22 protein-coding genes are annotated in these 21,134 nt (G+C 61.1%); 13 read left to right on the top strand and 9 right to left on the bottom strand.

What is annotated here, in order from left to right; genetic code table 11:
- Nucleotides 1–20 precede the first annotated feature (20 nt).
- Nucleotides 21–992, top strand: coding sequence for a quinoprotein relay system zinc metallohydrolase 2 (locus FJ428_RS00265; protein WP_140878726.1), 972 nt, complete (start codon nucleotides 21–23; stop codon nucleotides 990–992).
- Nucleotides 993–1,109: 117 nt separating this feature from the next.
- Nucleotides 1,110–1,973 (top strand): quinoprotein dehydrogenase-associated SoxYZ-like carrier, encoded by an 864-nt coding sequence (locus tag FJ428_RS00260; protein ID WP_140566577.1) that lies wholly within the window; start codon nucleotides 1,110–1,112, stop codon nucleotides 1,971–1,973.
- 52 nt (nucleotides 1,974–2,025) lie between these two features.
- Here the strand turns inward: FJ428_RS00260 and FJ428_RS00255 are convergent, their stop codons facing one another.
- A complete protein-coding gene (locus FJ428_RS00255; protein WP_140498241.1) occupies nucleotides 2,026–2,379 on the bottom strand; it encodes a hypothetical protein in 354 nt (117 codons plus the stop codon).
- 686 nt (nucleotides 2,380–3,065) lie between these two features.
- Between FJ428_RS00255 and FJ428_RS00250 the strand changes: the two genes are divergently transcribed.
- From FJ428_RS00250 to pqqE, 8 genes are all read left to right on the top strand, one after another.
- Complete coding sequence (locus tag FJ428_RS00250) at nucleotides 3,066–4,967, top strand: methanol/ethanol family PQQ-dependent dehydrogenase (protein ID WP_140878725.1); 1,902 nt, start codon at nucleotides 3,066–3,068, stop codon at nucleotides 4,965–4,967.
- 176 nt (nucleotides 4,968–5,143) lie between these two features.
- Nucleotides 5,144–5,668 carry a c-type cytochrome, methanol metabolism-related gene (locus tag FJ428_RS00245; protein ID WP_140515133.1) on the top strand — a complete coding sequence of 175 codons (525 nt, stop codon included), beginning with the start codon at nucleotides 5,144–5,146 and terminating at the stop codon, nucleotides 5,666–5,668.
- Nucleotides 5,640–6,533 (top strand): substrate-binding domain-containing protein, encoded by an 894-nt coding sequence (locus FJ428_RS00240; protein ID WP_140524717.1) that lies wholly within the window; start codon nucleotides 5,640–5,642, stop codon nucleotides 6,531–6,533. The genes FJ428_RS00245 and FJ428_RS00240 overlap by 29 nt, the downstream gene beginning before the upstream one ends.
- The gene (locus FJ428_RS00235) at nucleotides 6,530–7,090 is read left to right on the top strand and encodes a PQQ-dependent catabolism-associated CXXCW motif protein (protein WP_140878964.1); all 561 of its coding nucleotides are present in this window, start codon (nucleotides 6,530–6,532) and stop codon (nucleotides 7,088–7,090) included. Before FJ428_RS00240 ends, FJ428_RS00235 begins: the two co-directional genes overlap by 4 nt.
- 413 nt (nucleotides 7,091–7,503) lie before the next feature.
- Entirely contained in the window at nucleotides 7,504–8,442 is a 939-nt protein-coding gene (pqqB, locus tag FJ428_RS00225; RefSeq protein ID WP_140498251.1) for a pyrroloquinoline quinone biosynthesis protein PqqB, read from the top strand.
- Entirely contained in the window at nucleotides 8,439–9,197 is a 759-nt protein-coding gene (pqqC, locus tag FJ428_RS00220; protein WP_140623871.1) for a pyrroloquinoline-quinone synthase PqqC, read from the top strand. Before pqqB ends, pqqC begins: the two co-directional genes overlap by 4 nt.
- Nucleotides 9,197–9,487 carry a pyrroloquinoline quinone biosynthesis peptide chaperone PqqD gene (gene pqqD / locus FJ428_RS00215; RefSeq protein ID WP_224680292.1) on the top strand — a complete coding sequence of 97 codons (291 nt, stop codon included), beginning with the start codon at nucleotides 9,197–9,199 and terminating at the stop codon, nucleotides 9,485–9,487. Before pqqC ends, pqqD begins: the two co-directional genes overlap by 1 nt.
- Nucleotides 9,484–10,605: a pyrroloquinoline quinone biosynthesis protein PqqE gene (gene pqqE, locus FJ428_RS00210; RefSeq protein ID WP_140498258.1), complete on the top strand. Its 1,122-nt coding sequence runs from the start codon at nucleotides 9,484–9,486 to the stop codon at nucleotides 10,603–10,605. The genes pqqD and pqqE overlap by 4 nt, the downstream gene beginning before the upstream one ends.
- Before the next feature lie 9 nt (nucleotides 10,606–10,614).
- Here the strand turns inward: pqqE and folP are convergent, their stop codons facing one another.
- Complete coding sequence (gene folP, locus FJ428_RS00205; RefSeq protein WP_246671017.1) at nucleotides 10,615–11,391, bottom strand: dihydropteroate synthase; 777 nt, start codon at nucleotides 11,389–11,391, stop codon at nucleotides 10,615–10,617.
- 556 nt (nucleotides 11,392–11,947) lie between these two features.
- On the opposite strand from folP, the gene FJ428_RS00200 reads away from it, so the two are divergent.
- Complete coding sequence (locus FJ428_RS00200; protein ID WP_140515124.1) at nucleotides 11,948–12,787, top strand: hypothetical protein; 840 nt, start codon at nucleotides 11,948–11,950, stop codon at nucleotides 12,785–12,787.
- Between the two features lie 109 nt (nucleotides 12,788–12,896).
- Here the strand turns inward: FJ428_RS00200 and FJ428_RS00195 are convergent, their stop codons facing one another.
- Complete coding sequence (locus FJ428_RS00195; protein ID WP_224519072.1) at nucleotides 12,897–13,520, bottom strand: GNAT family N-acetyltransferase; 624 nt, start codon at nucleotides 13,518–13,520, stop codon at nucleotides 12,897–12,899.
- Between the two features lie 37 nt (nucleotides 13,521–13,557).
- Nucleotides 13,558–14,454, bottom strand: coding sequence for a LysR family transcriptional regulator (locus FJ428_RS00190; protein ID WP_140878723.1), 897 nt, complete (start codon nucleotides 14,452–14,454; stop codon nucleotides 13,558–13,560).
- A 277-nt stretch (nucleotides 14,455–14,731) separates the two neighbouring features.
- On the opposite strand from FJ428_RS00190, the gene FJ428_RS00185 reads away from it, so the two are divergent.
- Together FJ428_RS00185 and FJ428_RS00180 are read left to right on the top strand one after the other, a co-directional pair.
- Nucleotides 14,732–15,466, top strand: coding sequence for an SDR family oxidoreductase (locus FJ428_RS00185; protein ID WP_140665669.1), 735 nt, complete (start codon nucleotides 14,732–14,734; stop codon nucleotides 15,464–15,466).
- A gap of 83 nt (nucleotides 15,467–15,549) precedes the next feature.
- Nucleotides 15,550–16,155 carry an NADPH-dependent F420 reductase gene (locus FJ428_RS00180; RefSeq protein WP_281405844.1) on the top strand — a complete coding sequence of 202 codons (606 nt, stop codon included), beginning with the start codon at nucleotides 15,550–15,552 and terminating at the stop codon, nucleotides 16,153–16,155.
- A 298-nt stretch (nucleotides 16,156–16,453) separates the two neighbouring features.
- Here the strand turns inward: FJ428_RS00180 and FJ428_RS00175 are convergent, their stop codons facing one another.
- The 5 genes from FJ428_RS00175 to FJ428_RS00155 all read right to left on the bottom strand — a co-directional run bounded on the left by FJ428_RS00175 (nucleotide 16,454) and on the right by FJ428_RS00155 (nucleotide 21,108).
- Nucleotides 16,454–17,236, bottom strand: coding sequence for a sugar ABC transporter substrate-binding protein (locus FJ428_RS00175; RefSeq protein ID WP_140656731.1), 783 nt, complete (start codon nucleotides 17,234–17,236; stop codon nucleotides 16,454–16,456).
- A 52-nt stretch (nucleotides 17,237–17,288) separates the two neighbouring features.
- Nucleotides 17,289–17,636, bottom strand: a complete 348-nt coding sequence (locus FJ428_RS00170) for a non-heme iron oxygenase ferredoxin subunit (protein ID WP_181167172.1) — start codon at nucleotides 17,634–17,636, stop codon at nucleotides 17,289–17,291.
- Between the two features lie 710 nt (nucleotides 17,637–18,346).
- Nucleotides 18,347–19,456 carry an epoxide hydrolase family protein gene (locus FJ428_RS00165; RefSeq protein WP_140878721.1) on the bottom strand — a complete coding sequence of 370 codons (1,110 nt, stop codon included), beginning with the start codon at nucleotides 19,454–19,456 and terminating at the stop codon, nucleotides 18,347–18,349.
- Nucleotides 19,457–19,502: 46 nt separating this feature from the next.
- Nucleotides 19,503–20,123 carry an NAD(P)-binding domain-containing protein gene (locus FJ428_RS00160; protein ID WP_140557388.1) on the bottom strand — a complete coding sequence of 207 codons (621 nt, stop codon included), beginning with the start codon at nucleotides 20,121–20,123 and terminating at the stop codon, nucleotides 19,503–19,505.
- A gap of 31 nt (nucleotides 20,124–20,154) precedes the next feature.
- On the bottom strand, nucleotides 20,155–21,108 hold the full coding sequence (locus tag FJ428_RS00155) for an SDR family oxidoreductase (RefSeq protein ID WP_140878720.1): 954 nt from the start codon (nucleotides 21,106–21,108) through the stop codon (nucleotides 20,155–20,157).
- Nucleotides 21,109–21,134: the final 26 nt, after the last annotated feature.

Raw genomic sequence — 21,134 nt, 5'->3', positions numbered from 1 at the left:
AATGCATATCGGAGGACCCCATGTCGATTGATCGGCTACGACGCAGGGTTGTGAGTGGGTTTGCCTGCACCGCCGTCAGTGCTGCCTTGCTGCCGTGCTGCCTCGGACGAGCCGCCTTGGCCGCGGCCGGCGGCCTGCGGTTCTCGGTCCGCCAAATCGCCGACGGCGTCTTCGCCTTCCAGGGCGTGGATGAATTGATGACTACAACCAACGACGGTGCGATCTGCAATCTGGGGGTCGTCGTCGGCACCGATGCAGTTGCCGTCGTCGACAGTGGCGGCAGCCTGACCGAGGCGCACGCCTTGCTCGCCGCGATCGGAAAGATAACCGCAAAACCGGTTCGCTTCCTGATCAACACCCACATGCATCCCGATCACATTTTCGGCAATGCGGCATTCCGGGAGATCGGCGCGACCATTGTTGGCCATCGCAATTTGCCGCGTGCCCTCGAGGCGCGTGGTGCGTTCTATCTGCACAATTATCGCGAACAGGTCGGCGAAGCGCTTATGAACGGAGTCGAGATCGTTTCGCCGGCGATGCTGGTCGATGATCGCCTGGAACTCGATCTCGGGGGGCGCATGCTCGAACTGCGGGCATGGAAGGCTGCGCACACCGATAACGACCTGACCGTCTTCGACCCCGAGACCAGCACGCTCTTTGCCGGCGATCTCGTGTTCATGGGCTCCTTGCCGACGCTCGACGGATCGCTGCTTGGCTGGCTCCGCCAGATGGATGCGCTCGCCGCGATCGGCGCCGCGCGCGTCGTTCCGGGTCATGGTCCGGTACCGGCCGACTGGCCGCAGGCGCTGGCAGGAGAACGGCGCTATTTCGAGATTCTGGCGCGCGATATCCGCAACGCGATCGTCGACGGGACGCCGCTCCGAGAGGCCGTCAAAACCGCCGCCGGAAGCGAGCGGGGCAAATGGCACCTGTTCGACGACTACAATGAGCGCAACGCAACAGCTGCTTTTGCTGAACTCGAATGGGAATAGACCACACCGACATGCGCCAGAGATCATGAAGTGGGGCGATTTGCCAACGCGTCGTCAAAGGCATATTCTAAACGCCAGCCTGGGCACCACCTCTGTTGCATTGGTGGAGGCATCGAAATGCAAAATCACGCTTACGCGAGCAGGCAGTTCGCCTTGTCGCTTGCATCGTTCTTGGCCGCAATCATCTTGACCATCGGTACGCTGTTCGGCGTCTCCTCAGCCGCCAACGCACAGCAAACAACGGCTTCTTCGGAGAAGATCTGGGAAGACTTGAAAGGCGACGTGTTCGGCGACCGGGCTATTCTGGTCGACACCGGCGTCGTCAGGATCGAAGCGCCAAAGCGGGCGCAAGATGCCGCCATCGTGCCTGTCGACATCTATGTCGACCCAGCCAAGGCGCCGGACGGCATCAAATCCGTGACCTTGATCATCGACGCCAATCCTGCGCCGGTGGCGGCAACGTTCCAGATCGGCAAGGACGCCGGCGTGACACATCTGTCGACACGCGTGCGCGTCAACGATTATTCCTATTTGCGTGCCATAGCGGAGACTCAAGGCGGCCAACTCCACATGGCTCAGACCTTCGTCAAGGCGTCAGGCGGCTGCTCCGCCCCTGCGGTCAAGAACCAGGACGAGGCCATGGCGGCGATGGGGCAGATGAAGCTGCGCCAGTTCCCACCCCAAGAGACGATGAGCAAGGCAGAGGAGTTGCAGTTGATGATCCGCCACCCGAACAATTCGGGCCTGCAGCGGGATCCGTTGACCCAGTATTTCATCCCCGCGCATTTTGTTCAGAAGCTGTCGATCTCGCAAGCCGGCCGGCCGATCCTCTCGATGGAAGGTGGAATATCGATTTCGGAAGACCCTAATTTCCGATTCGATTTCACGGCGCACGGCAATGGTGAAATCCAGGTCGAAGCGATCGACACGGACGGCAAGGTATTCCGCAATCAGTGGCCGCTGGAGAAAACGGGGCTCTGAAGTCTCGAAATACGCTATGCCGCGCTGCCACGGCGATGGGCACGCTTGATCTTTAGAAGCAACGCACGTCGGCTTCCGACTGCGCACGCTTCAGCTCTGTACGGGCTGCCTTCGCCGGTGCGCTTTCCCGAAACAGCCCCGCGTTTTCCCCCGTTGTCAAAGACATGCTCTTGAAGGTCTCGGCCGTCTCATAGTGGTCGTAGGGCAGGATCGAGGCGATGACGTCGATCGAGCAGGAACAGCTTTCCAGCGCCTGACGCGTCTGGCCGTTCGTTCGCATGCAGCCGAGCACGTAGTCGACAACCGTTACTGTGGGATAGTCTCCCGCAGCACCCGCCGGGTTTGCGATGGCCAGTGTCGCCGTGAAGAGCAGCGGCAAGGTCGAAAATCCAACATATCTGATCATGAGAAACCTCCGGTTGGTCCGGGTTCGATGCGCCCGGACGAGATCGGCGTGCCAGTTGGCAACGCGCCGTAAAGCCAGTCAAGCACCCATGGGTTCCGTATACGACCAAAGGAGGAAAGGGCTGTCCACGAGCGATAGCTATGGATGACGACTTGATCACCGGCTCCGCGCCCAGGCTCCCGCGACCGCTTCGTATCTCGCTCAATATCGGAGAACGACGAGACTTTTTACATGCCATCCAAGATGGGCAGCGATAAACATTAGCAAATAACCTCGGTGTATATTAAAATCAAAAGACCGACAGTAAGACTATTTTAGTACGGTTCTCGGTCACTGCGGGAGCGTAAAACACTTCATATTAATCTTGTAGTTCTGTTCATTTCTGTATATTGCAGTGCATCATTTATAATATTGCGGTGCAACAATGCACTAGGCCTTTTTTGCTTGCCTAGCCTTTTGGGATGACATAGCCTTTCCCTGTTTCCGGCTTCAAGGGCGTCACCGTCATTAGGGAGCGGCGACAGTCTTTCGTAGGCCAAAGTGAGGTGGGCAGTAACGGTGCCCTCTGCACATCTGGCTTAGGTCGTGACACGCTGCCGGAAATATTTCCCCCCCGTGAATCGCTTGGGCGAGCCCTTGTGGGCCTGACAGTCGATTCATCACTGTGAACCCCGGGAGGAATTCGGATGCGTGTACTTACGAAAGCTACGTATATTCTAACCACTGCGGCGTTTCTGTCGCTCGGCGCGGCCTATACGGCGTCGGCTAACGAGGATCTTGCAAAGCTCGCTTCGGATGCGAAGAACTGGGCGATGCAGACGGGTGACTACGCCAACACCCGCTATTCCAAACTCAACCAGATTACTGCGGATAATGTGAAGAACCTGCAGGTCAAATGGACCTTTTCCACCGGCGTGCTGCGCGGGCATGAGGGTGGACCGCTGATCATCGGCGATGTGATGTATGTCCATACGCCCTTCCCAAACAATGTCTTTGCGCTCGACCTCAAGAATGACGGGAAGATCCTCTGGAAATACGAGCCCAAGCAGGATCCGAATGTCATTCCGATCATGTGTTGCGATACGGTCAATCGCGGTGTTGCCTATGGTGACGGCAAGATCATTCTCAATCAGGCCGACACCACGGTCGTCGCCCTCGATGCAAAGACCGGCAAGGTCGTCTGGTCGGTCAAGAATGGCGACATGACCGACGGCGGCAAAGGCGAATCCGGCACGGCTGCCCCCGTCGTGGTCAAGGATAAGGTACTCATCGGCGTGTCCGGCGCCGAGTTCGGCGTTCGCGGCTGGCTGGCCGCCTACAATCTGAAAGACGGCAAACTTGCCTGGAAAGCCTATTCGGAAGGTCCCGACGCCGACACCCTGATCGATCCCGAGAAAACCACCCAGCTGGGCAAGCCGGTAGGCAAGGATTCCGGCACCAACACCTGGGAAGGCGAGCAATGGAAGACAGGCGGCGGCACGACATGGGGATGGTATTCCTATGATCCCAAGCTGAACCTGGTCTACTACGGCACCGGCAATCCCTCGACATGGAACCCGGTCCAACGGCCTGGCGACAACCGCTGGTCAATGACGATCATGGCCCGCGATGCCGATACCGGTGTTGCCAAATGGCTCTACCAGATGACCCCGCATGACGAATGGGACTATGACGGCATCAACGAGATGATCCTCGTCGATGGCATGGAGGTCAATGGCGCCAAACACGACGTGCTGGTGCATTTCGATCGTAATGGTTTCGCCTACACCATGGATCGCGCCACCGGCGAGCTTCTCGTCGCCAAGAAATACGATCCAGCGGTGAACTGGGCGACGGAAGTCGTCATGGACCCAAAGAGCGAACAGTATGGTCGCCCGCAGGTCGTGGCGAAATATTCGACCCAGCAGAACGGCGAAGACACCAACTCGACGGGTATTTGCCCGGCGGCGCTTGGAACGAAGGATCAGCAGCCGGCTGCCTATTCGCCGAAAACCGGCCTGTTCTATGTTCCGACCAACCATGTCTGCATGGACTATGAGCCGTACAAGGTAAGCTACACCGCCGGTCAGCCTTATGTTGGCGCCACAGTGTCGATGTACCCGGCACCTGGCGGCGACGGCAGCATGGGCAACTTCATTGCCTGGGATGCGGCCAAGGGCGAGATCGTCTGGTCGAAGCCTGAGAAGTTCTCCGTGTGGTCGGGCGCGTTGGCGACAGATGGCGACGTCGTCTTCTACGGCACGCTCGAAGGCTACATCAAGGCGGTCGATAAGGGCGGCAAGGAACTTTACAAGTTCAAGACCCCGTCCGGCATCATCGGCAACATCACCACGTACGAGCATGACGGCAAGCAGTACATCGCCGTTCTGTCCGGCGTCGGTGGGTGGGCAGGTATCGGTCTGGCAGGCGGTCTGCTTTCGCCTGACAACGCTGCTGCCTGGCATGGCGCCGTCGATCAGGGCCGTGCGCAAGGCGATCAGTCCGCGGTCGTTGGTACCGCTGGTCTGGGTGCCGTCGGCGGCTACGCGGCACTTGCCGACTATACGACGCTGGGCGGTCAGCTCACCGTCTTCGGTCTCCCGGACTGACGGGCGGGGAACCTTAAGCACGCCTCAGGTCTTGTTGGACCGGAGGTTTGAAAAACGAGAGCCCGGATCATCCGAAACCATGGCCGGGCTCTCGATGCGGTTGCACCCCCGACACACCGATCAATGCCGGCCACGGCAGCAAAACAGTGTCCACGGCAAATGAAGGAAGCGTTTGAATGTCCGTTCGCATTGTAATTTCGGCTTTCGTCCTGGCTCTGCTGCCTCTGGCAAGCTCAGGCGTGGCGTGGGCCGAGGACAGCATGGAAAAAGCCAAGGCGGTGAAGCAAGAAGGCGGCAAGTATTTGGATGCGGATGGAAATCCGACCTACAAGATCGAGAACGGAACCGTCGACTGGTACACGTTCAGCGGCTACCGCCGGTATCACTCCGATTGCCATGTCTGTCACGGACAGGATGCGACAGGTTCGAGCTACGCGCCGGCCCTGGTCAACAGCTTGAAAACCATGGACTACGCCACGTTCCTCTCGATCGTCGCCGAGGGCCGCAAGAATGTCGGCGGCGGCAAGGAAAACGTCATGCCTGCCTTTGGCGACAACAAGAACGTCTATTGCTACCTGGACGATCTCTATGTCTACCTGCGCGCGCGCGCCGATGGTGCGGCGCCACGCGGCAGGCCGCCCAAGCACGAAGACAAGCCGCAGGCGGCGAAGGATGCCGAAGCATCCTGCATGGGCGGATGACATGAACGGCTGCGGTGCATTGAAGCTGCGCGTCGTTCTGCCGATTCTCGGCGCACTGGCCTTGTTGCCATCGAACGCGCAGGCGCAAGGCGCCGGCCTCGGCGCGGCGGGAGAACTGGTCGATCCCGACATTCTGCGCGTCTGCGCCGATCCTTCGAATATGCCCTTCACCGACAAGAGCGGCGAAGGCTTCGAAAACAAACTTGCCGAACTGGTAGCCGCGAAAACCGGACGGAAGTCCGTCGCCTATACCTGGTTTCCACTTGTCACCGGCTTCGTTCGCAACACGCTGGGAGCGAACCGATGCGACATCATCATGGGCTATGCCCAAGGCGATGAACTGGTGCAGAACACCAACGCCTATTATCGCTCCACATATGTGCTGGTCTACCCGAAGGGCAACGATATGGAGGGCGTCGAAACGATCGAGGATCCCAAACTCACGGGCAAGACGATCGGGGTTGTCGAGCGCACGCCGCCAACCGCCAACATGGCCGCCAACAAGCTTCTGCGGACCGCCAAGATCTATCCGCTTGCGGTGGATACGCGTGTCACCCCCTCCATGGGGGAGGTCATGATCAAGGACATGCTGGCCCACAAGATCGACGCGGCGGTCCTGTGGGGACCGATGGCAGGCTACTATGCCAAGCAACTTGGAGCCGATGTGGCGATTGTTCCGCTGGTAAAGGAAAAAACCGGCTCGCGCATGTCCTACCGCATCACCATGGGCGTACGTCCGTCCGACCAGGAATGGAAGCGGACGCTCAACCGGGTGATCAGGGAAAACCAGGCGGAGATCAACAGGCTCCTGCTGAGTTACAACGTGCCGCTGATCGACGAACACGACAATCCGATCACCCAATGAAGGGAAAGGAGGCTGTTTTTTTGCTGGTCGCTACGAGCCTTATGGGTCTGGCCGAACCGACGCGGGCTGGCGAGATCGCCGAACCCAGGGGGTACCGGATGGACGACTATCGGGCGCCGGTGCCGCCGACGCTGCAAGGCGCCAGGGTGGTGACGACGGCGGAAGCTGAAGCGCTGTGGCGAGCGAAGAAAGCAGTCTTCTTCGACGTGATGCCGAACACGCCCAAGCCGACCAATTTGCCGGCAGGAACGATATGGAGAGACAAGGTTAGAAAGGACATTCCAGGCAGTACATGGCTGGCCAACGTGGGATACGGCGCTATTTCGCAAGAGACCACCAGCTATTTTCGCCAAGGCCTCGAAGCCAAGGCCGGCACGGACAAATCGCGAGCGATTCTGTTCTATTGCATGACGAATTGCTGGATGTCCTGGAATGCCGCCAAACGGGCGATCGAGTGGGGCTACAGTTCGGTAATCTGGTATCCACTCGGGGCCGATGGGTGGGAAGGTGCAAATCTTCCGCTGGAGGTGAAAAGACCATATGAAACGAACAATTGAAGGAAGGTTGTGCAATTATTCCCGGTAGTTTTGCTTTTCGATTTTTCAAAACCTACTTTTTCGTTTGTCCATTTTGAGACGTGATGGACGAGCCATTGCTTCGGTGCCCTGCAATGGTTGGCTAACAACAGGGATCGGTCCCTTCGGACTGGTATAAGAGGAGAAATGTCATGAAGAAGAACTGGAAAAAACCGACCATGTGCCAGGTTGCTGCGGGCATGGAAATTTCTCGGTATCTGCCTGCCGAAATTACTCCCAAGAGGTAGGCCGCAGAGGTGCGTGTCCCTGGCAACAGGGGCACGCATCCCCGCAAGGGTTTTGGCGAAAGGTTTTGACGCGTGTAGGGCGCGCGCGGCACTTTTCAGGGCTGCAAATTGCCTGCTGGTCAGAGAAGCCGCGGGGCGGGCGTTTTCATGCATTTGAGGATCATCGGATCGGCGGCAGGCGGCGGCTTTCCGCAATGGAATTGCAATTATCGTCTCAGTCGTGCGGCCCGCTCCGGGATGGCTGGCGTGCATTCACGAACCCAATCAAGTGTCATCGCTTCGACGGATGGCGTCGGCTGGGTTCTTTTCAATGCCTCACCCGACATTCGCCAGCAGATCGCGGCAACGCCAGAGTTGCAACCTGCGCGCGACGCGCCGCTGCGTTCGACGCCTATCCGCGCGGTGGTGCTGACCAATGCCGATGTCGATCATATCGCCGGACTGCTCAGCCTGCGCGAGCGGCAGCCTTTCGCCATCTATGCAACGGCGCAGGTTCTGGCGACGCTGGAGGCGAATTCGATTTTCAACGTTCTCGATCCGGCGGTCGTGCCGCGGCGCATCCTGCCGACAGCGAAAGAATTGGTCATCTGCGATGCCGAAGGCAGCGAGACCGGCGTGATGATCGAGAGCTTTCCGGTGCCTGGAAAGATAGCACTCTATCTGGAGGACAAAGACCATCCGGATGCCAATTTCAGCTCCGACGCCGGTGACACGATTGGAGTCCGAATTGCGGGTATCGGCAGCCGCGATTCTGTCTTCTACATCCCAGGCTGCGCGCGCATCGATGCGACGCTGCGCGCGCGTCTTTGCGATGCAGCCTGTCTTCTGTTCGACGGCACTGTCTACACCGACGACGAGATGATCGTCGCCGGCGTCGGTCAGAAAACCGGCGCGCGCATGGGGCATCTGGCGATTTCGGGAGACGCGGGTTCGATCGCCAGTCTGGCCGATGTGAGGCTGGGCCGCCGCGTCTTCGTCCATATCAACAACACCAATCCGATCCTTGACGAGAATTCGGCCGAACACGCGGCCGTCAAGGCGGCAGGATGGGAAGTCGCAGGCGACGGCATGGAGATGGAATTTTGAACGATTTCCGCGATGCGGCCAAAGGCGGCCTGTCCACGAGCGATCTCGAAGCCGTGCTGAGGCAGGTCGGCGCCGAGCGCTACCACAATCATCATCCCTTCCATCACAGGATGACCAGCGGCGCGCTGTCGAAGGCCGAGATGAAGGCCTGGGCGCTGAACCGTTATTGCTACCAGGCTGTCATCCCGCGCAAGGATGCCATGATCCTCGCACATGCCGAGGATCCGGCGTTTCGCGCCGCCTGGCGCAAACGTATCGAAGACCATGATGGCGAGGACGGCTGGAGCGGCGGTATCGCGCGCTGGCTGCATCTGGCAACCTCGCTCGGCTTGAACGCCGAGGCCGTGAAAAGCGAAAGGCTGGCACTGCCGGCGACACGGTTCGCCGTGGGGGCCTATCTCTCCTTTTGCTCCAACCGGACGCTTTTGGAGGCGGTCGCGTCGTCGCTGACCGAGATGTTCTCACCGCTCATCATCGGCGAGCGCGTACCGGCGATGCTGGCCAAATACGATTATATCACCGAGGATACGCTGGCCTATTTCAAGCAACGGCCCGAACAAGCCTCGCGCGACGCCGACTTCGCCCTCACCTACGTGCTCAGCCATGCTGATACGGCGGAACGCCAGCAGCAGGCAATAGATGCGCTGGTGTTCAAATGCGATATACTCTGGGCCATGCTTGATGCGCTTCAACACGCCTATGGCGAGCCGGGAAACATACCGCCCGGCGCCTTCCGCCCCGAGGCAGCCCCATGATGCTGCGCGAAAGAGCCTTGGTGTCGCTGCGATCGATACCCTTCCTGCCGAAGCACGTGCGCATACAGTACGATTCCGTGCGGCAGGCGTTCGCCGTGCTTTCACCGGAGAGAATATTCTGGCCGAACGATATCAGCCTCGACATATTGCGGCGCTGCGACGGACGGTCCACGGTCGGCGAAATCATCGCCGGCCTTGCCACGGATTATGAGGCCGAGGAGGAGGCCGTGGCGGCCGACGTCATCGCCTTCCTGCAAGAGTGGTCGGACAAGCTGCTGGTGAAGCTATGAACACGCCCCTCCTCCCTCCTATCGGCATGCTGGCGGAACTGACACATCGCTGCCCGCTGCAATGTCCTTATTGCTCCAACCCGCTCGAATTGCAGAAGGCCAATCGCGAACTCGACACACAGACCTGGCTCAGCCTGTTCTCGGAGGCCGCCGATCTCGGTGTTCTGCAGGTGCATCTGTCAGGCGGTGAGCCGACGCTGCGCCGCGACCTCGAGCAATTGATCGCCGGACTTTCAGCGCGCGGCGTCTATACAAATCTGATTACCGCGGGCGTCGGCATCGCCGAAGGCCGCATCGAAGCATTTGCCGAAGCCGGGCTCGACCATCTGCAATTGAGCTTTCAGGGCGCACGGCCTGAGACCACCGAACGCATCGGCAACCACAAAGGCAGCCACGACAAGAAGCTGGAGACGGCACGCCGCGCGCGAGCTGCCGGCTTGCCTCTCACCATCAACGCGCCGATCCATCGCCATAACATCGAGGAGGTACCGGAGTTCATCGATCTTGCCCTTTCGCTGGACGCGGAGAGGCTCGAGATCGCCAACGTCCAGTACGCTGGCTGGGCTTTGATCAATCGCGATCAGCTGATGCCCGAGCGTGCAGCAGTCGACCGGCAGGCGGAAATCGTTGCGGAAGCACGCGAGCGGCTGGCCGGCATTATCAACATCGATTTCGTGACACCAGACTATTTCGCCATCTACCCCAAACCGTGCATGGGTGGCTGGGCGCGTGACGCGTTCATGGTGGCGCCTGACGGCACCGTGCTGCCGTGCCATGCCGCGCAGACGATCCCGTCGCTCAGCTTCGAGCGTTTCAAACCACACACCCTCTCCTCGATCTGGGCCGATTCGCCGGCGTTCAATGCCTTCCGCGGCACGGACTGGATGCAGGAACCCTGTCGCGGCTGTGAACGACGCGAGATCGACTGGGGCGGTTGCCGCTGCCAGGCGATGGTGATCGCCGGCGATGCCGCCGCAACGGATCCGGCTTGCGCGAAGTCGCCGATCCACGCGCGCATGGCGATGCTGATCGACGAAGCCAAGCGTACCGCGACAGTTCCTTCGGAGGACGAACCATTCACCTACCGGCGTATCGGCGTCGTGACCGAGCCCGCCTGACAGGTTCTTTCATTCCGCCGTATTCTCGCGCTCGCGCACTGCGTCGGCGAAAGCCAGGGCATCGCGATTGATCCCGACATTGTGCACACGAAAAATCGAAGCACCCTTCAACCGCAGGATGACGCTGGTTGCAGCTGTGCCAACGTCCCGCCCTTCGTCGCTGTCGCCGACCAGGTGATGGGCAAGCCGCTTGCGCGAGGTGCCGACGAGCCATGGAAAACCAAGAGCGCGCAGTTCGCCGAAGCGAGCCATGAGTTCAAGGTTCTCCTCTCCGCTCTTGGCGAAAGCGAAGCCTGGGTCCAGCACGATGCAGTCGTCCGGAATGCCGGCGTTGCGAGCGATCTCCAGCGATCTGTTCAGAAACAGGAACTGGTCGGCGATTACATCGGCCAATTTTTCCCGGTCGCGCCCGGTGTGCATGATGACGAGGCCAGCGCCGGCTTCCGCTGCGACGTGCGCAATGTCGGGTTCGCGCTGCAGGCCGTGTACGTCGTTGACGATATGTGCACCCGCCGCGACCGCGAGACGCGCCGTCTCGGCCCGATAGGTGTCAACCGAAACGATGCAGTCGCCGTCCGACGACAGCGCCTCGATGATCGGGAGGATACGCGATTGTTCCTCAAGCGCCGAAACGCTGCCGGCGCCGGGCCTGGTGGACTCGCCCCCGACATCAATGATCGCCGCGCCCTCGCCGATCATACGCCGTGCCTGTTCGAGTGCCCGCTCCGGCCGATCGAATTCTCCACCGTCGGAAAAACTGTCCGGCGTAACGTTCAAGATCCCCATCAGTGACGATCTCGCACCAAGATCGAGATACCGTCCATGAGCAAGTTGCCAACGGTTCATCGGGCGAGCGCGGCGAGCATCGACGCCACGCCTCCCTGGTGATCGCTCGGACATAGTCTGCCGGGTGCATTCTCGCGAGGGATGCTGAGCTCCATGCCACGCAATACCGCAGTTGGTGTCGTGGTCATCGTCATTGTGGAATTCGCGTCGTATTCGATCTTTCGGTCGCCCAGGCTATCATAACCCCACAGTGCGAGAAGCGAATGTTCGGGCGCCGCAGGGTGTGCGAAAGCCGCCGAGGAAGGAACCACGGAGATGGCAATGGCAATTTCGATTTTCGGCTGGTGTCGTCAGTTCGGGCCAGAGATTAACGGAGCCATCGCTGCATAGGCGTCTGCCTCAATGAGTATGGACGGATTCACTCATGCGCAATATGTATGAGGATTAAGCCTGCCGTGGCGCTCACATTTTGCCCGCATCGCTAAGGCAAGTAATGCTCGTTCAATGACGCTGCTAACGCCGCCCGCCTAAGTGTCGATATCAGGGGATCTGGTCAATGACCGACAACAAGTCAGACGTTACCAAGGATTGGCAAGCGACGCAGGGCCAGAAGTCCTCCGCCACGCGTCTTCGTCTTTTCGCCGCACTCTCGTGGATCGTCGCCATTGGCGGCGAAATCTACGGGATTATGCTGCTTCGCCAGAACAAATTCGATCAGGCACACCTGCCGCTGATCATCGGCCTTCTGGTCGGCATCGCGATTTTCGCAATCGCCGGCAACTTGCTGTGGAAGGCGGCGAACAGGCATGATCCGGCCCGTGCATCCGACACGGCCAGGTTCTTCTTCCAAAACCAGCTCGGCGCAATCATCACGCTGATTGCCTTTCTCCCGCTGGTTTTCCTCATCCTCACCGACAAAAACATGGACCCGCGGACCAAGAAGGTTGCCGGCGGCGTCGGCGCTGCGCTGGCCGTGCTCGCGACGGTCATGGGGATCAGCTTCAAACCCCCGTCGGTCGAACAATACACCCAGGATATGAACGCATGCGCAGCCCAGATCAAGTCGGGGCAGCCCACCACTGCCTGTTCGCCCGACGTCGCCGCTCAGGCGCAGGCGATCGCCACGGACACCGCCGCGGTGGCGGCGGCGACGCGAGACGCGAGCCACCCCGCAGGTCAGGACGTCGTCTACTGGATCGCGCCCGAAAACGGAGCCGCGAAGTCCACCGAGCCGCATGTTTTCCACCTCTGCGCAGGCGTGAGTCCGCTAAAGGACAAGACCGTGAATAGTGGCTCCGTGACGGAAGCCTACGCACAGAACGCCGTCCGCATCACGAAGCAGATCGATATGGAACAGAAGCAGTGCGGGTTCACAGCCACAACCAGCACCAACTGAACCTGGCTGCGCTCGATCGCTTCCAGCCGTTGGTCTTGTCGAGAGAGGCGCGCAAGCGCAGGTCAGTATCGACTCGCCGGAGCAACGCTATTTGCCATGGCTCAGAGCCCTAGCAGTCCGGCATGGCGTTGCTTGCCAACAGTGACGGCCCGATGTCTCGGTCGAGCGTAAAGCGCTCGCAACGCTCGCCGTCGGACTCGTCGATGAAGCTTTCGACAGGTTTGAATCCAAGCTTCGCAAATATCCGCACCGAGGCAAAATTGCGCGCCGCCGCTTCGCCCGTCACCCGTTCAAGCGCCAGAGTTTCGAAAGCGTAGCGGAGAACTTCGCGCGCCGCCTCGCTGCCCAGTCCGTGCCCCCAATGCGCACGCGCGAGCACAAATCCCAATGCGGCTGCCTTGGCGTCGGTTGCGCCGAAGGACAGGGTTATTGTCCCGATCGCTTCCGAAACTCCTACTTGATCTATGGACCACTGGATCGCCGTACCGTCAGCGAAACGCTGACGCGAACGGGCGAACCATCGCTCGCCCGCGCTTATGTCGTCGGGAACAGGATCGCCGGCAAGAGAGGCGGATTCGACATCCGTCGCGCGCGCAAACCATGCCGGGATATCCCGTTTTCTCGGCGCCCGAAGCACGAGCCTTGGTGTCGTGAGCTTGGGAAATCGGACAGTTTCCATCGAAGCATTTTCCACTTGAGACGGCGCCAATGATAGCCGGAAAGCGGCGATCATAAGCCGTCGGCAAGGCAGGCCGTCAAACCGCCAAGTGTCAGTCGCGCGATATGGACAGTCCCGCGAGAAGCGGAGCGTACGCGGCGAGCCTGCGGGATACGAATTCCGTGAAGAGCCGCACGCGCTTCGTCTTGCGTGTCTCCCCCTGCGTGAGAAGCCAGAGCGTTCCGTACATGTGCAGGTCGGTGCCCGGCACCCTCACCAGCAGGGGGTCGGCATCTCCGACGAAGCACGGCAGTGTCGTGATCCCGAGCCCTTGCCGTACAGCAACGATCTGCGCCTCGGCGTCCGTGGTCCTGAATGGAACCCCCGTGGTGCGAACCTCGCCCTCGCGGGCCCAGTCCGGAATTCCATGAATGCTTATGACGATCCACCGGATGGGATCAGGCGCGGCCACATGCCAGGCGGCCAGTCGATCGCGGGCCATATAGACGCCGCCGAACAACTCCGGCCCCTTCAGGCCGTGAAGATTGAGCGGCAGGGTTTTGCGGTCATAGACGACGCGGATCGCCACGTCGGCCTCTCGGTTGGTCAGATTTGCCAGCTCCCCGGACGACAAGATTTCCATCTCGATGTCCGGATGCAGGCGCGCGAACTCGGCGAAATCCGGCATGAGCAGGTGTGTCGCGAGGGTCGGAGCCAATGTCACCCGCAGAAGCCCGCGCACGCTCTGGTCGCGCCCGAAGACGCGTGTCTCCAACTGGTGCGACGACGCTTCCATCTGGTTCGCGAGCTCGAGCACCTCCTCGCCCGCAGCCGTCAGGCGGTAGCCCGAAGGCAGCTTTTCGAACATTTGCGCCCCGAGGCGTTCCTCGAGCTGTGCGACGCGTCGTAGCACGGTCGAGTGGTTCACACTGAGGCGCTCGCCGGCAGCCCGCACCGAGCCTCCGCGCGCCACGGCCAGAAAATAGCGAACATCATCCCAGTCGATCATGGCGCGATCCCGCACCGCGCGGTGCGCTTTCCAAAGCCCGTATCCAACGCAGTCGTACAGCAGTGTGGGCGGTTATCATAGCTTATGTCGACGAGCGCGGCCCAATTCCGAACGACGGACACCGATTCGTCGCGGCTGGCGGCAGTCGCCCGACCGGATCGATTTTGCACCACCGATGTGCGCACATCCGCACTCAAAGCCTGACCCCTGCAGACTTATTTCCAGGCTCTCGGGGTTCTTCCCGAATGATCAAAGGCAGAGCCTGGAAGGAAAAGTCATGGGAAAGCTAAACGGTAAGGTTGCAGTCATCACGGGCGGCGCTACCGGCATCGGCCGCGCCGCGGCAAAGCGCTTCATCGAGGAGGGCGCCTTCGTCTTCATCTTCGGCCGCCGGCAGGAAACGCTCGACGCGGCTCTGGCCGAGCTCGGGCCCAATGCCCGCGCGGTGACGGGCTCGGTCTCGGATGAGGCCGACCTCGACCGACTCTACGCGACGGTGAAGGCCGAGCGCGGAACCCTCGACATCGTCTTCGCCAATGCCGGGGCGGGAAGCCAGCTTGCGCTCGGCGAGATCACCGCCGAGCACATCGACCAAACCTTCGACACCAATGTGAAGGGTACCATCTTCACTGTCCAGAAGGCGCTGCCGCTGATGGGCCAGGGCGGTTCGATAATCCTGACCGGATCGAGCGCCGGCACCACGGGCGCCGCGGCAATGAGCGCCTACAGCGCGAGCAAGGCGGCAGTGCGCAACCTCGCGCGGACCTGGGCAGAGGACCTGAAGGGCACCGGCATCCGGGTCAACGTGCTATCGCCCGGGGCGACCGCCACCGAACTCGCGAAGGAAGCGCTGGGCGAGGAGGGCCAGAAGGTCTTCGCCGCGATGACGCCGCTCCAGCGAATGGCCGATCCGGCGGAGATCGGCGCCGTCGCCGCCTTTCTCGCGTCGTCGGACAGCAGCTTCATGACCGCCAGCGAGGTCGCCGTCGACGGTGGCCTTGCGCAACTCTGACGCGCCACGCCCGGCCGGCACTCCATTCAACTAACCAGCGCCGTTGAGGGCCGGGAATCGACATCAACACGGATCGGAGAAGTATTATGAGCTATGCAATTGTAGGATTCGGCAAGATAGGCCAGGCCCTCGCCCAGGCCTTCGCCCGTAAGAACATCAAGGTGGCCGTCGCGAGCCGCCGGCCGCCCGAGGCATTGGCGTCGCAGGCTCGGGCGATTGGACCCACGGTCATCGCCAAGTCGCTGCGGGATGCGCTCGAGGCCGACACAATCATCTTGGCGGTCCCGTTCTGGGAGCATCGCGAGGTCGCGAAGGCCCTGCCAAACTGGGAAGGCAAGACGGTCATCGACGCGATGAACACTTTTGGAGTTCTCCCCGAAGAGCTGGACGGTCTCCCGTCCTCGGCCTTCGTCGCGAAGGCGTTCACCGGCGCCAAGCTCGTCAAAGGGTTCAATCACCTGGCTGCGGCCACCCTGGCTGCGGATCCGATCGTCGAGGGCGGCCACCGCGTGGTTTTCCTGTCGAGCGACGACGAGGACACGACCGCTCCCGTGGCGGCCTTGGCCAAACAACTCGGGTTCGCACCCGTCAAGCTGGGAAAACTCGACGAGGGTGGCGCGCTGGTGCACGCACGCGGCCGCGCTTGGGGCCATCTCATCTTCCAGGATTTGTTCAAGAAGGAGCAGTAATCGATCTACGACCGCGTGATCGACGCCGAGAACTGGTCGCGCGCTAACTTCTTCGAGCAGCGCGCGACCGAATATTTGAAGACCACAAGGTCGCGAAGGCTGGCGTGGGATGACGGCGTATGGGCGCCGTTCGAAGAGCGGGGAGCGGCCAAGCGTGCGCCATGCGGCGGCCGCAATTGGTCGTAGAGCTTTGGGCTGCGGACTGACCGATTGCGCCGGCAGCAATGCCATGCGGCGGCGCGAAAAGGCACTTGGTTGCTGGGCAACGCCCTAAAAGGGCGGAAGTACGGCGGTCAGTCTAATGATCCCTGACCAGTTGCATGAAAGCCTCTATCGGACGTAGCGTTTGGCGAACCTTCAGACACGCCGCGAAGGATTGCGTGAACGGCTTGTGATCCGAGATCGAAAGCGCCGTCAAACGATCGTCCGGGAAGGTACTCGGTCCTGGAAACAATACCGGCGCCAAGGCGGCTATGGCACGGTCCACGGGCGGGCCCATCGGCGCTTCACGGTTCGGCCACAGCACGATGCCATCATATTGCTTAGCGATCCACGTATCGATCACCTGGCCCATCTTGTTGTCGTCGAACTCGGCGTCGATCACCTCCAGTTCGATATTCGGATGGCGCTTGGCTTCCCAGGCGGCGGTGTCGGCGAGGCTGATCAGCCAGGGATGGTTGAAGCCATGGAAGACCAGGCCGATGCGATATTTCTTGCTGGCGTCGAGCACCGGACCTTCAGGCAACGGCAGATAATCCGTGAAAGGCGCCTTGATCTGCAGCTTGCTGTAAGGGCCGACGAAGCTGGCGCCCATGCCCGGCTTCCAGACGAATCCGCCGGCGAGGTCCCCGACCGGATAGACGTCGAGATAGTCCCGGAAACCGTCCTTTTCGAACAGCGCACTGACGTCGGCATTCGATATGCCCGCCTTGGCTTCGTCGGAGTATTTCTTGATCAGGCCATTGAGAACGGCGTGGACGGAGTCTTCGGCGAAGGCCGGAACTGTCGTCAGCGGTGCAGCAGCGAGAACGGAAAGCGCCGCGGCTGTCTTCAGCAGATGGCGACGTGATAATTTCAGCATTTTAGGTCTCCTCCCATATTTTGGTTTCAGCCCGGGATATATCCCGACAAGTTCAAGTCACTCCTCCTTCCACCAGGATGTGGACGTAGCCGTCCGACACCTTGGTTTCGTAGGTCTTCAGCCGCTCGGTGACGGGCGGTGAAAGCGGTGTGCCGGTGGGGATGTGGAACAGTCCCTGATGCAAAGGACACTCCACCGTCTGGCCGTCGATATAGCCTTCCGAAAGGAAGGCGTGGGCGTGCGTGCAAATGCCTGAAGTGGCGTAGAACTTGCCGGCAAGATTAAAGATGGCGATACATACCCCCTGGTGCTCGATGCGCGTCGCATCGTCGACAGGAAGACTGTCGGCACGGACCGCCTGGATCCACTGCCTGCTTTCTGGATTAGTCTGCGCGTCCATGCGCCTCCCCATATCCGTTTGTTTCGTTTATTTTCGTTCTCTTTCCTTCGCTCGCAAATTCATTGTGGGAATAGAGATATCGATGAACCCCATGCCGAGTGATCGACCACAGGCAAGCAATCGCCGAAAATACGGCTGCATGGCAGCCGGACGCGGCGATATGTCAGGCACGGAGATCTATCGGAGGGTTCGAACCGGTCGTGCCCGAGACAATGCGCGAAGCGCCAATCTGGTGATCAGAAACAATGCCCTCACGTCCATCGCGATGCGAACGGCCGGAGGGGCCTGCAATTCGTGCACGGAACGCTTCCAAAGGAGCCGGAAACGCGAACTTGGAAGCGGGCTGCCAAGGCAGCATCAAGCCGGCAATTGGCGACGATAGTGACTTGCTAGCTCGCTTCGAGATGGAAAAATCGTCTGGGGCAGATGTACCAAAACACTGATCCCGTATGCCGAAGATCGTGGACCGTGAATGGCTCTAGCGGTAACCTTCCTTCTTCGCCCGAACGCTTCCTCGGAGATGGAGTCAGCGGGAAGCGTCATCAGAAACGTCCGTAGTCGATCACGCTGCTCTGGCTGCGCGAGCTTGCGATCGAGATATTCCACCCGCTGTTCTTCGAGCTTGGCCAGCCGCCTGCTCGGCACGCCGCTGGCGGGCAATCTCCACGAGCCGTGCCCGCTCGTGGGTGAAGCGGAACACGCTTGTTCGTTCAGATCGCGGCGAGCGCGATCTTTCGCAAATCGTCGGCGTAGAGTTCCGGCGTTTCCCAGGCCGGAAAATGCCCGCCACGCGGAAAGACGGTGTAACTCCGCACATTGTAGAGCCGCTCGGCCCGCTCGCGCGGCGCGAGCGCCAGATCATATGGCCACATCGCGACGGCGGTGGGAACATGCACGAAGTCATCTGCCCGCAACGGCGGCCGCAGCCGGGCGGCATCGTAATAGTAGCGGACAGACGACCCGATCGTGTTGGTCATCCAGTAGATCATCAGGGTGTCAATCAAGGCTTCGAGGGGCCAGACAGAGAAGACGTCGCCATCGCAGTCCGTCCAGGCCCGGAATTTCTCGACAATCCACGAGGCTAGGCCAACAGGACTGTCGGCAAGCCCAAAGGCGAGCGTTTGTGGCCTCGAGCTCTGGATCGCCTGATAGCCCCCTTCCTCCCGGCTCCACAGTTGGAGGCGCTCGTCATAGTCGATCTCGGCTTTCGACAGGGGCGACGCATCTTCTGGAATCGGCTTCGGCGCGACCGCCGAGACATGGAGAGCCAGCAAACGCGCCGGATGCCGAAGCGCCATTCGCGTGGCAAGGCCGGAGCCGATGTCAGTCCCAGCCACGACGAACCGCCCATAGCCCAGCATCGTCATTAGCTTCGGATAAAGGTCGCTGGGCTCCGCCTCGTAGGGCCGGGTTGGCCTGTCCGAGTAGCCGAAGCCGGGCATGGTGGGGATCACGACATCGAATGCCGGCGTTCCCTGGGTAAGCAGCGGTGCTATACGCTGAAACTCCACGAAGCTTGACGGCCAGCCGTTCATCAGCAGTAGCGGGATCGATCCCCTTTGGCCGCTGCGAAAATGCAGAAAGTGTATGCCATGGCCGTCGACCGTCGTCCGGAAATGGGGAAGCTGGTTAAGCCGGTCTCGTCGCTGCGCCCAGTCATAGCCGTCACGCCAGAAATCGATGAACTGGTTGAGGACGCCGCGCTCGGTTCCCATGGTCCAGTCGTCAGTTACCGCGTCGGCCCAACGCGTCCGTGCGAGGCGGCTACGAAGGTCAGCGGCCTGGTCCGCATCATAGGGAATCTGGAAGGGAGTGATCATGATCGATTTCTTGGCTGTAGTGCAGCGGAGGGCTGATGTCGGTGATTTAGCCGATATCGACGTTCATGGCGAAGTCCCAGGTGCCGGCGCCGTTTTTGGCGAGGCCAATCATCATCAAACCGAGCGCCTCCAGCGTCTGGGCCATGTGCAAGCCGCCCACGTCGAGCGGACGCAGCCCGAGACTTTCGAGAAACGTCGAGACGCGCGCTTTCGCCTCCGCATCGTCGGCTGCGATGAACGCGTCGAGGCGTCCGCCCTTCGCAAGCACGTGACCAAAGATCGTGTTGAATGCCTTCACAACATGCGCGCCGGCGGGGAGGCCCTTTGCGGTCTCCTGCGCGCCGGAACTGCCGTGGGGCGTGACGAGGCCCGAGAGGTCGGGGGCAACCGGGTTGGCGATGTCGACGATCACCTTGCCATCGAGCGCTTTCCCAAAGTCGGCTACCGCCGCCGCGGCACCGCTGTACGGCACGGCGAGGATGACGATGTCGCCCGCGGGGGCGGCGCCGTATGTCCCGGTGGTCGCTCCGACTCCAAGTTGGTCGACGAGCACCCGCGCCTTGGCGGGGTCGCGGCTGACAACCTCGACGGTATGTCCGGCCTTGGCGGCACGGCCCGCGATCGCGGCGGCCATGGCTCCTGAGCCGATGATGCTGATAGTGCTCATGTGTTGTCTCCTTGTGAGTTGGGTGGACGGATCACGGGATCGCGATACGATCCGCCGGGAAGTAATGGCCGTTGTCGAGGTCCTCGAGCAGGCCCGGCTGAGCTGGCTCCCAGCCGAGCGTCTGGCGGGTGATGGCGTTGGACGCCGGAAGGTCCAGCGTGACCAAGTTCGCGAGAAAGCCGAAGAAGCCCGGCAACATCAGTACGTCCGCAGGGATGGGCACAGCAGGCATGCCCATACGGCTGCCAACGGCCTCAGCGATCTCGCGGAACCGGATGCCCTCGCCCTCAATCCCGTGCCAATATTTGCCAGCCGGCCCCTTCTCCAGCGCCAGGCGGAACAGGGAGGCCAGGTCGCGGGCATGCACAGCCGGCCAGAGGTTCGCGCCGTCTCCGGGGTAACCGATTACGCCCTTCTCCTTCGCGAGACCGATCAGCAGCTGGAGGAAGCCGGCATCGGTCGTGCTGTGCGCGATGGGAGGAATTCGGACGACCGAAGACCGCACGCCCCGTCCCGCTAAGCCGATCACGGCGAGTTCCACGGCGTTGCGAACCCGCAGGGTGCCCTTGTATGCTTCGCCGCCGGGAAGAGCCGGATCTTCCTCGGTGGCTGGCCGGCCCAGGCCTTCCCACCCCGGCGAGCCGATGCTCCCTGAGACGACGAGCGGCTTTCCGGTCCCCGCCAGCGCCTCGCCGTAGGCGAGCATGATCTGGAGCTCCGCGGCTGCCACGGCGTCGATCCCGCCGGAGGGCAGCAGGTCTTGCCGGTGCGCGACGTGGATGACGCCGTCGGACTCCGCCGCCGCGACCTTGAGCCCATCGAGGTCGGTGATATCCCCGCGACGTACCTTGGCGCCGAGTGCCGATACCGCAGTCGCGGACGTGTCCGACCGGGCCAGGCCAATGACCTCATGTCCGGCCGCGATGAGCTCGGGGATGACATACGAACCGATATGGCCGGTCCCGCCAGTAACGAAAACGCGCATGCTGCTGCTCCTTGGGTAATGTGATG

Source organism: Mesorhizobium sp. B2-8-1 (assembly GCF_006440955.1).
In the GTDB taxonomy this organism is placed as follows: domain Bacteria; phylum Pseudomonadota; class Alphaproteobacteria; order Rhizobiales; family Rhizobiaceae; genus Mesorhizobium.
The sequence above is the reverse complement of the archived record's forward strand: the minus strand, read 5'-3'. Positions and strand labels throughout refer to the sequence as shown.

What these genes read in the sequence shown, in the direction of transcription:
- FJ428_RS00265 (WP_140878726.1), top strand. Translation starts at nt 21, where the DNA reads ATGTCGATTGATCGGCTACGACGCAGGGTTGTGAGTGGGTTTGCCTGC.
- FJ428_RS00260 (WP_140566577.1), top strand. Translation starts at nt 1,110, where the DNA reads ATGCAAAATCACGCTTACGCGAGCAGGCAGTTCGCCTTGTCGCTTGCA.
- FJ428_RS00255 (WP_140498241.1), bottom strand. Translation starts at nt 2,379, where the DNA reads ATGATCAGATATGTTGGATTTTCGACCTTGCCGCTGCTCTTCACGGCG.
- FJ428_RS00250 (WP_140878725.1), top strand. Translation starts at nt 3,066, where the DNA reads ATGCGTGTACTTACGAAAGCTACGTATATTCTAACCACTGCGGCGTTT.
- FJ428_RS00245 (WP_140515133.1), top strand. Translation starts at nt 5,144, where the DNA reads ATGTCCGTTCGCATTGTAATTTCGGCTTTCGTCCTGGCTCTGCTGCCT.
- FJ428_RS00240 (WP_140524717.1), top strand. Translation starts at nt 5,640, where the DNA reads ATGCCGAAGCATCCTGCATGGGCGGATGACATGAACGGCTGCGGTGCA.
- FJ428_RS00235 (WP_140878964.1), top strand. Translation starts at nt 6,530, where the DNA reads ATGAAGGGAAAGGAGGCTGTTTTTTTGCTGGTCGCTACGAGCCTTATG.
- pqqB (WP_140498251.1), top strand. Translation starts at nt 7,504, where the DNA reads ATGCATTTGAGGATCATCGGATCGGCGGCAGGCGGCGGCTTTCCGCAA.
- pqqD (WP_224680292.1), top strand. Translation starts at nt 9,197, where the DNA reads ATGCTGCGCGAAAGAGCCTTGGTGTCGCTGCGATCGATACCCTTCCTG.
- pqqE (WP_140498258.1), top strand. Translation starts at nt 9,484, where the DNA reads ATGAACACGCCCCTCCTCCCTCCTATCGGCATGCTGGCGGAACTGACA.
- folP (WP_246671017.1), bottom strand. Translation starts at nt 11,391, where the DNA reads ATGGGGATCTTGAACGTTACGCCGGACAGTTTTTCCGACGGTGGAGAA.
- FJ428_RS00200 (WP_140515124.1), top strand. Translation starts at nt 11,948, where the DNA reads ATGACCGACAACAAGTCAGACGTTACCAAGGATTGGCAAGCGACGCAG.
- FJ428_RS00195 (WP_224519072.1), bottom strand. Translation starts at nt 13,520, where the DNA reads ATGATCGCCGCTTTCCGGCTATCATTGGCGCCGTCTCAAGTGGAAAAT.
- FJ428_RS00190 (WP_140878723.1), bottom strand. Translation starts at nt 14,454, where the DNA reads ATGATCGACTGGGATGATGTTCGCTATTTTCTGGCCGTGGCGCGCGGA.
- FJ428_RS00185 (WP_140665669.1), top strand. Translation starts at nt 14,732, where the DNA reads ATGGGAAAGCTAAACGGTAAGGTTGCAGTCATCACGGGCGGCGCTACC.
- FJ428_RS00175 (WP_140656731.1), bottom strand. Translation starts at nt 17,236, where the DNA reads ATGCTGAAATTATCACGTCGCCATCTGCTGAAGACAGCCGCGGCGCTT.
- FJ428_RS00170 (WP_181167172.1), bottom strand. Translation starts at nt 17,636, where the DNA reads ATGGACGCGCAGACTAATCCAGAAAGCAGGCAGTGGATCCAGGCGGTC.
- FJ428_RS00165 (WP_140878721.1), bottom strand. Translation starts at nt 19,456, where the DNA reads ATGATCACTCCCTTCCAGATTCCCTATGATGCGGACCAGGCCGCTGAC.
- FJ428_RS00160 (WP_140557388.1), bottom strand. Translation starts at nt 20,123, where the DNA reads ATGAGCACTATCAGCATCATCGGCTCAGGAGCCATGGCCGCCGCGATC.
- FJ428_RS00155 (WP_140878720.1), bottom strand. Translation starts at nt 21,108, where the DNA reads ATGCGCGTTTTCGTTACTGGCGGGACCGGCCATATCGGTTCGTATGTC.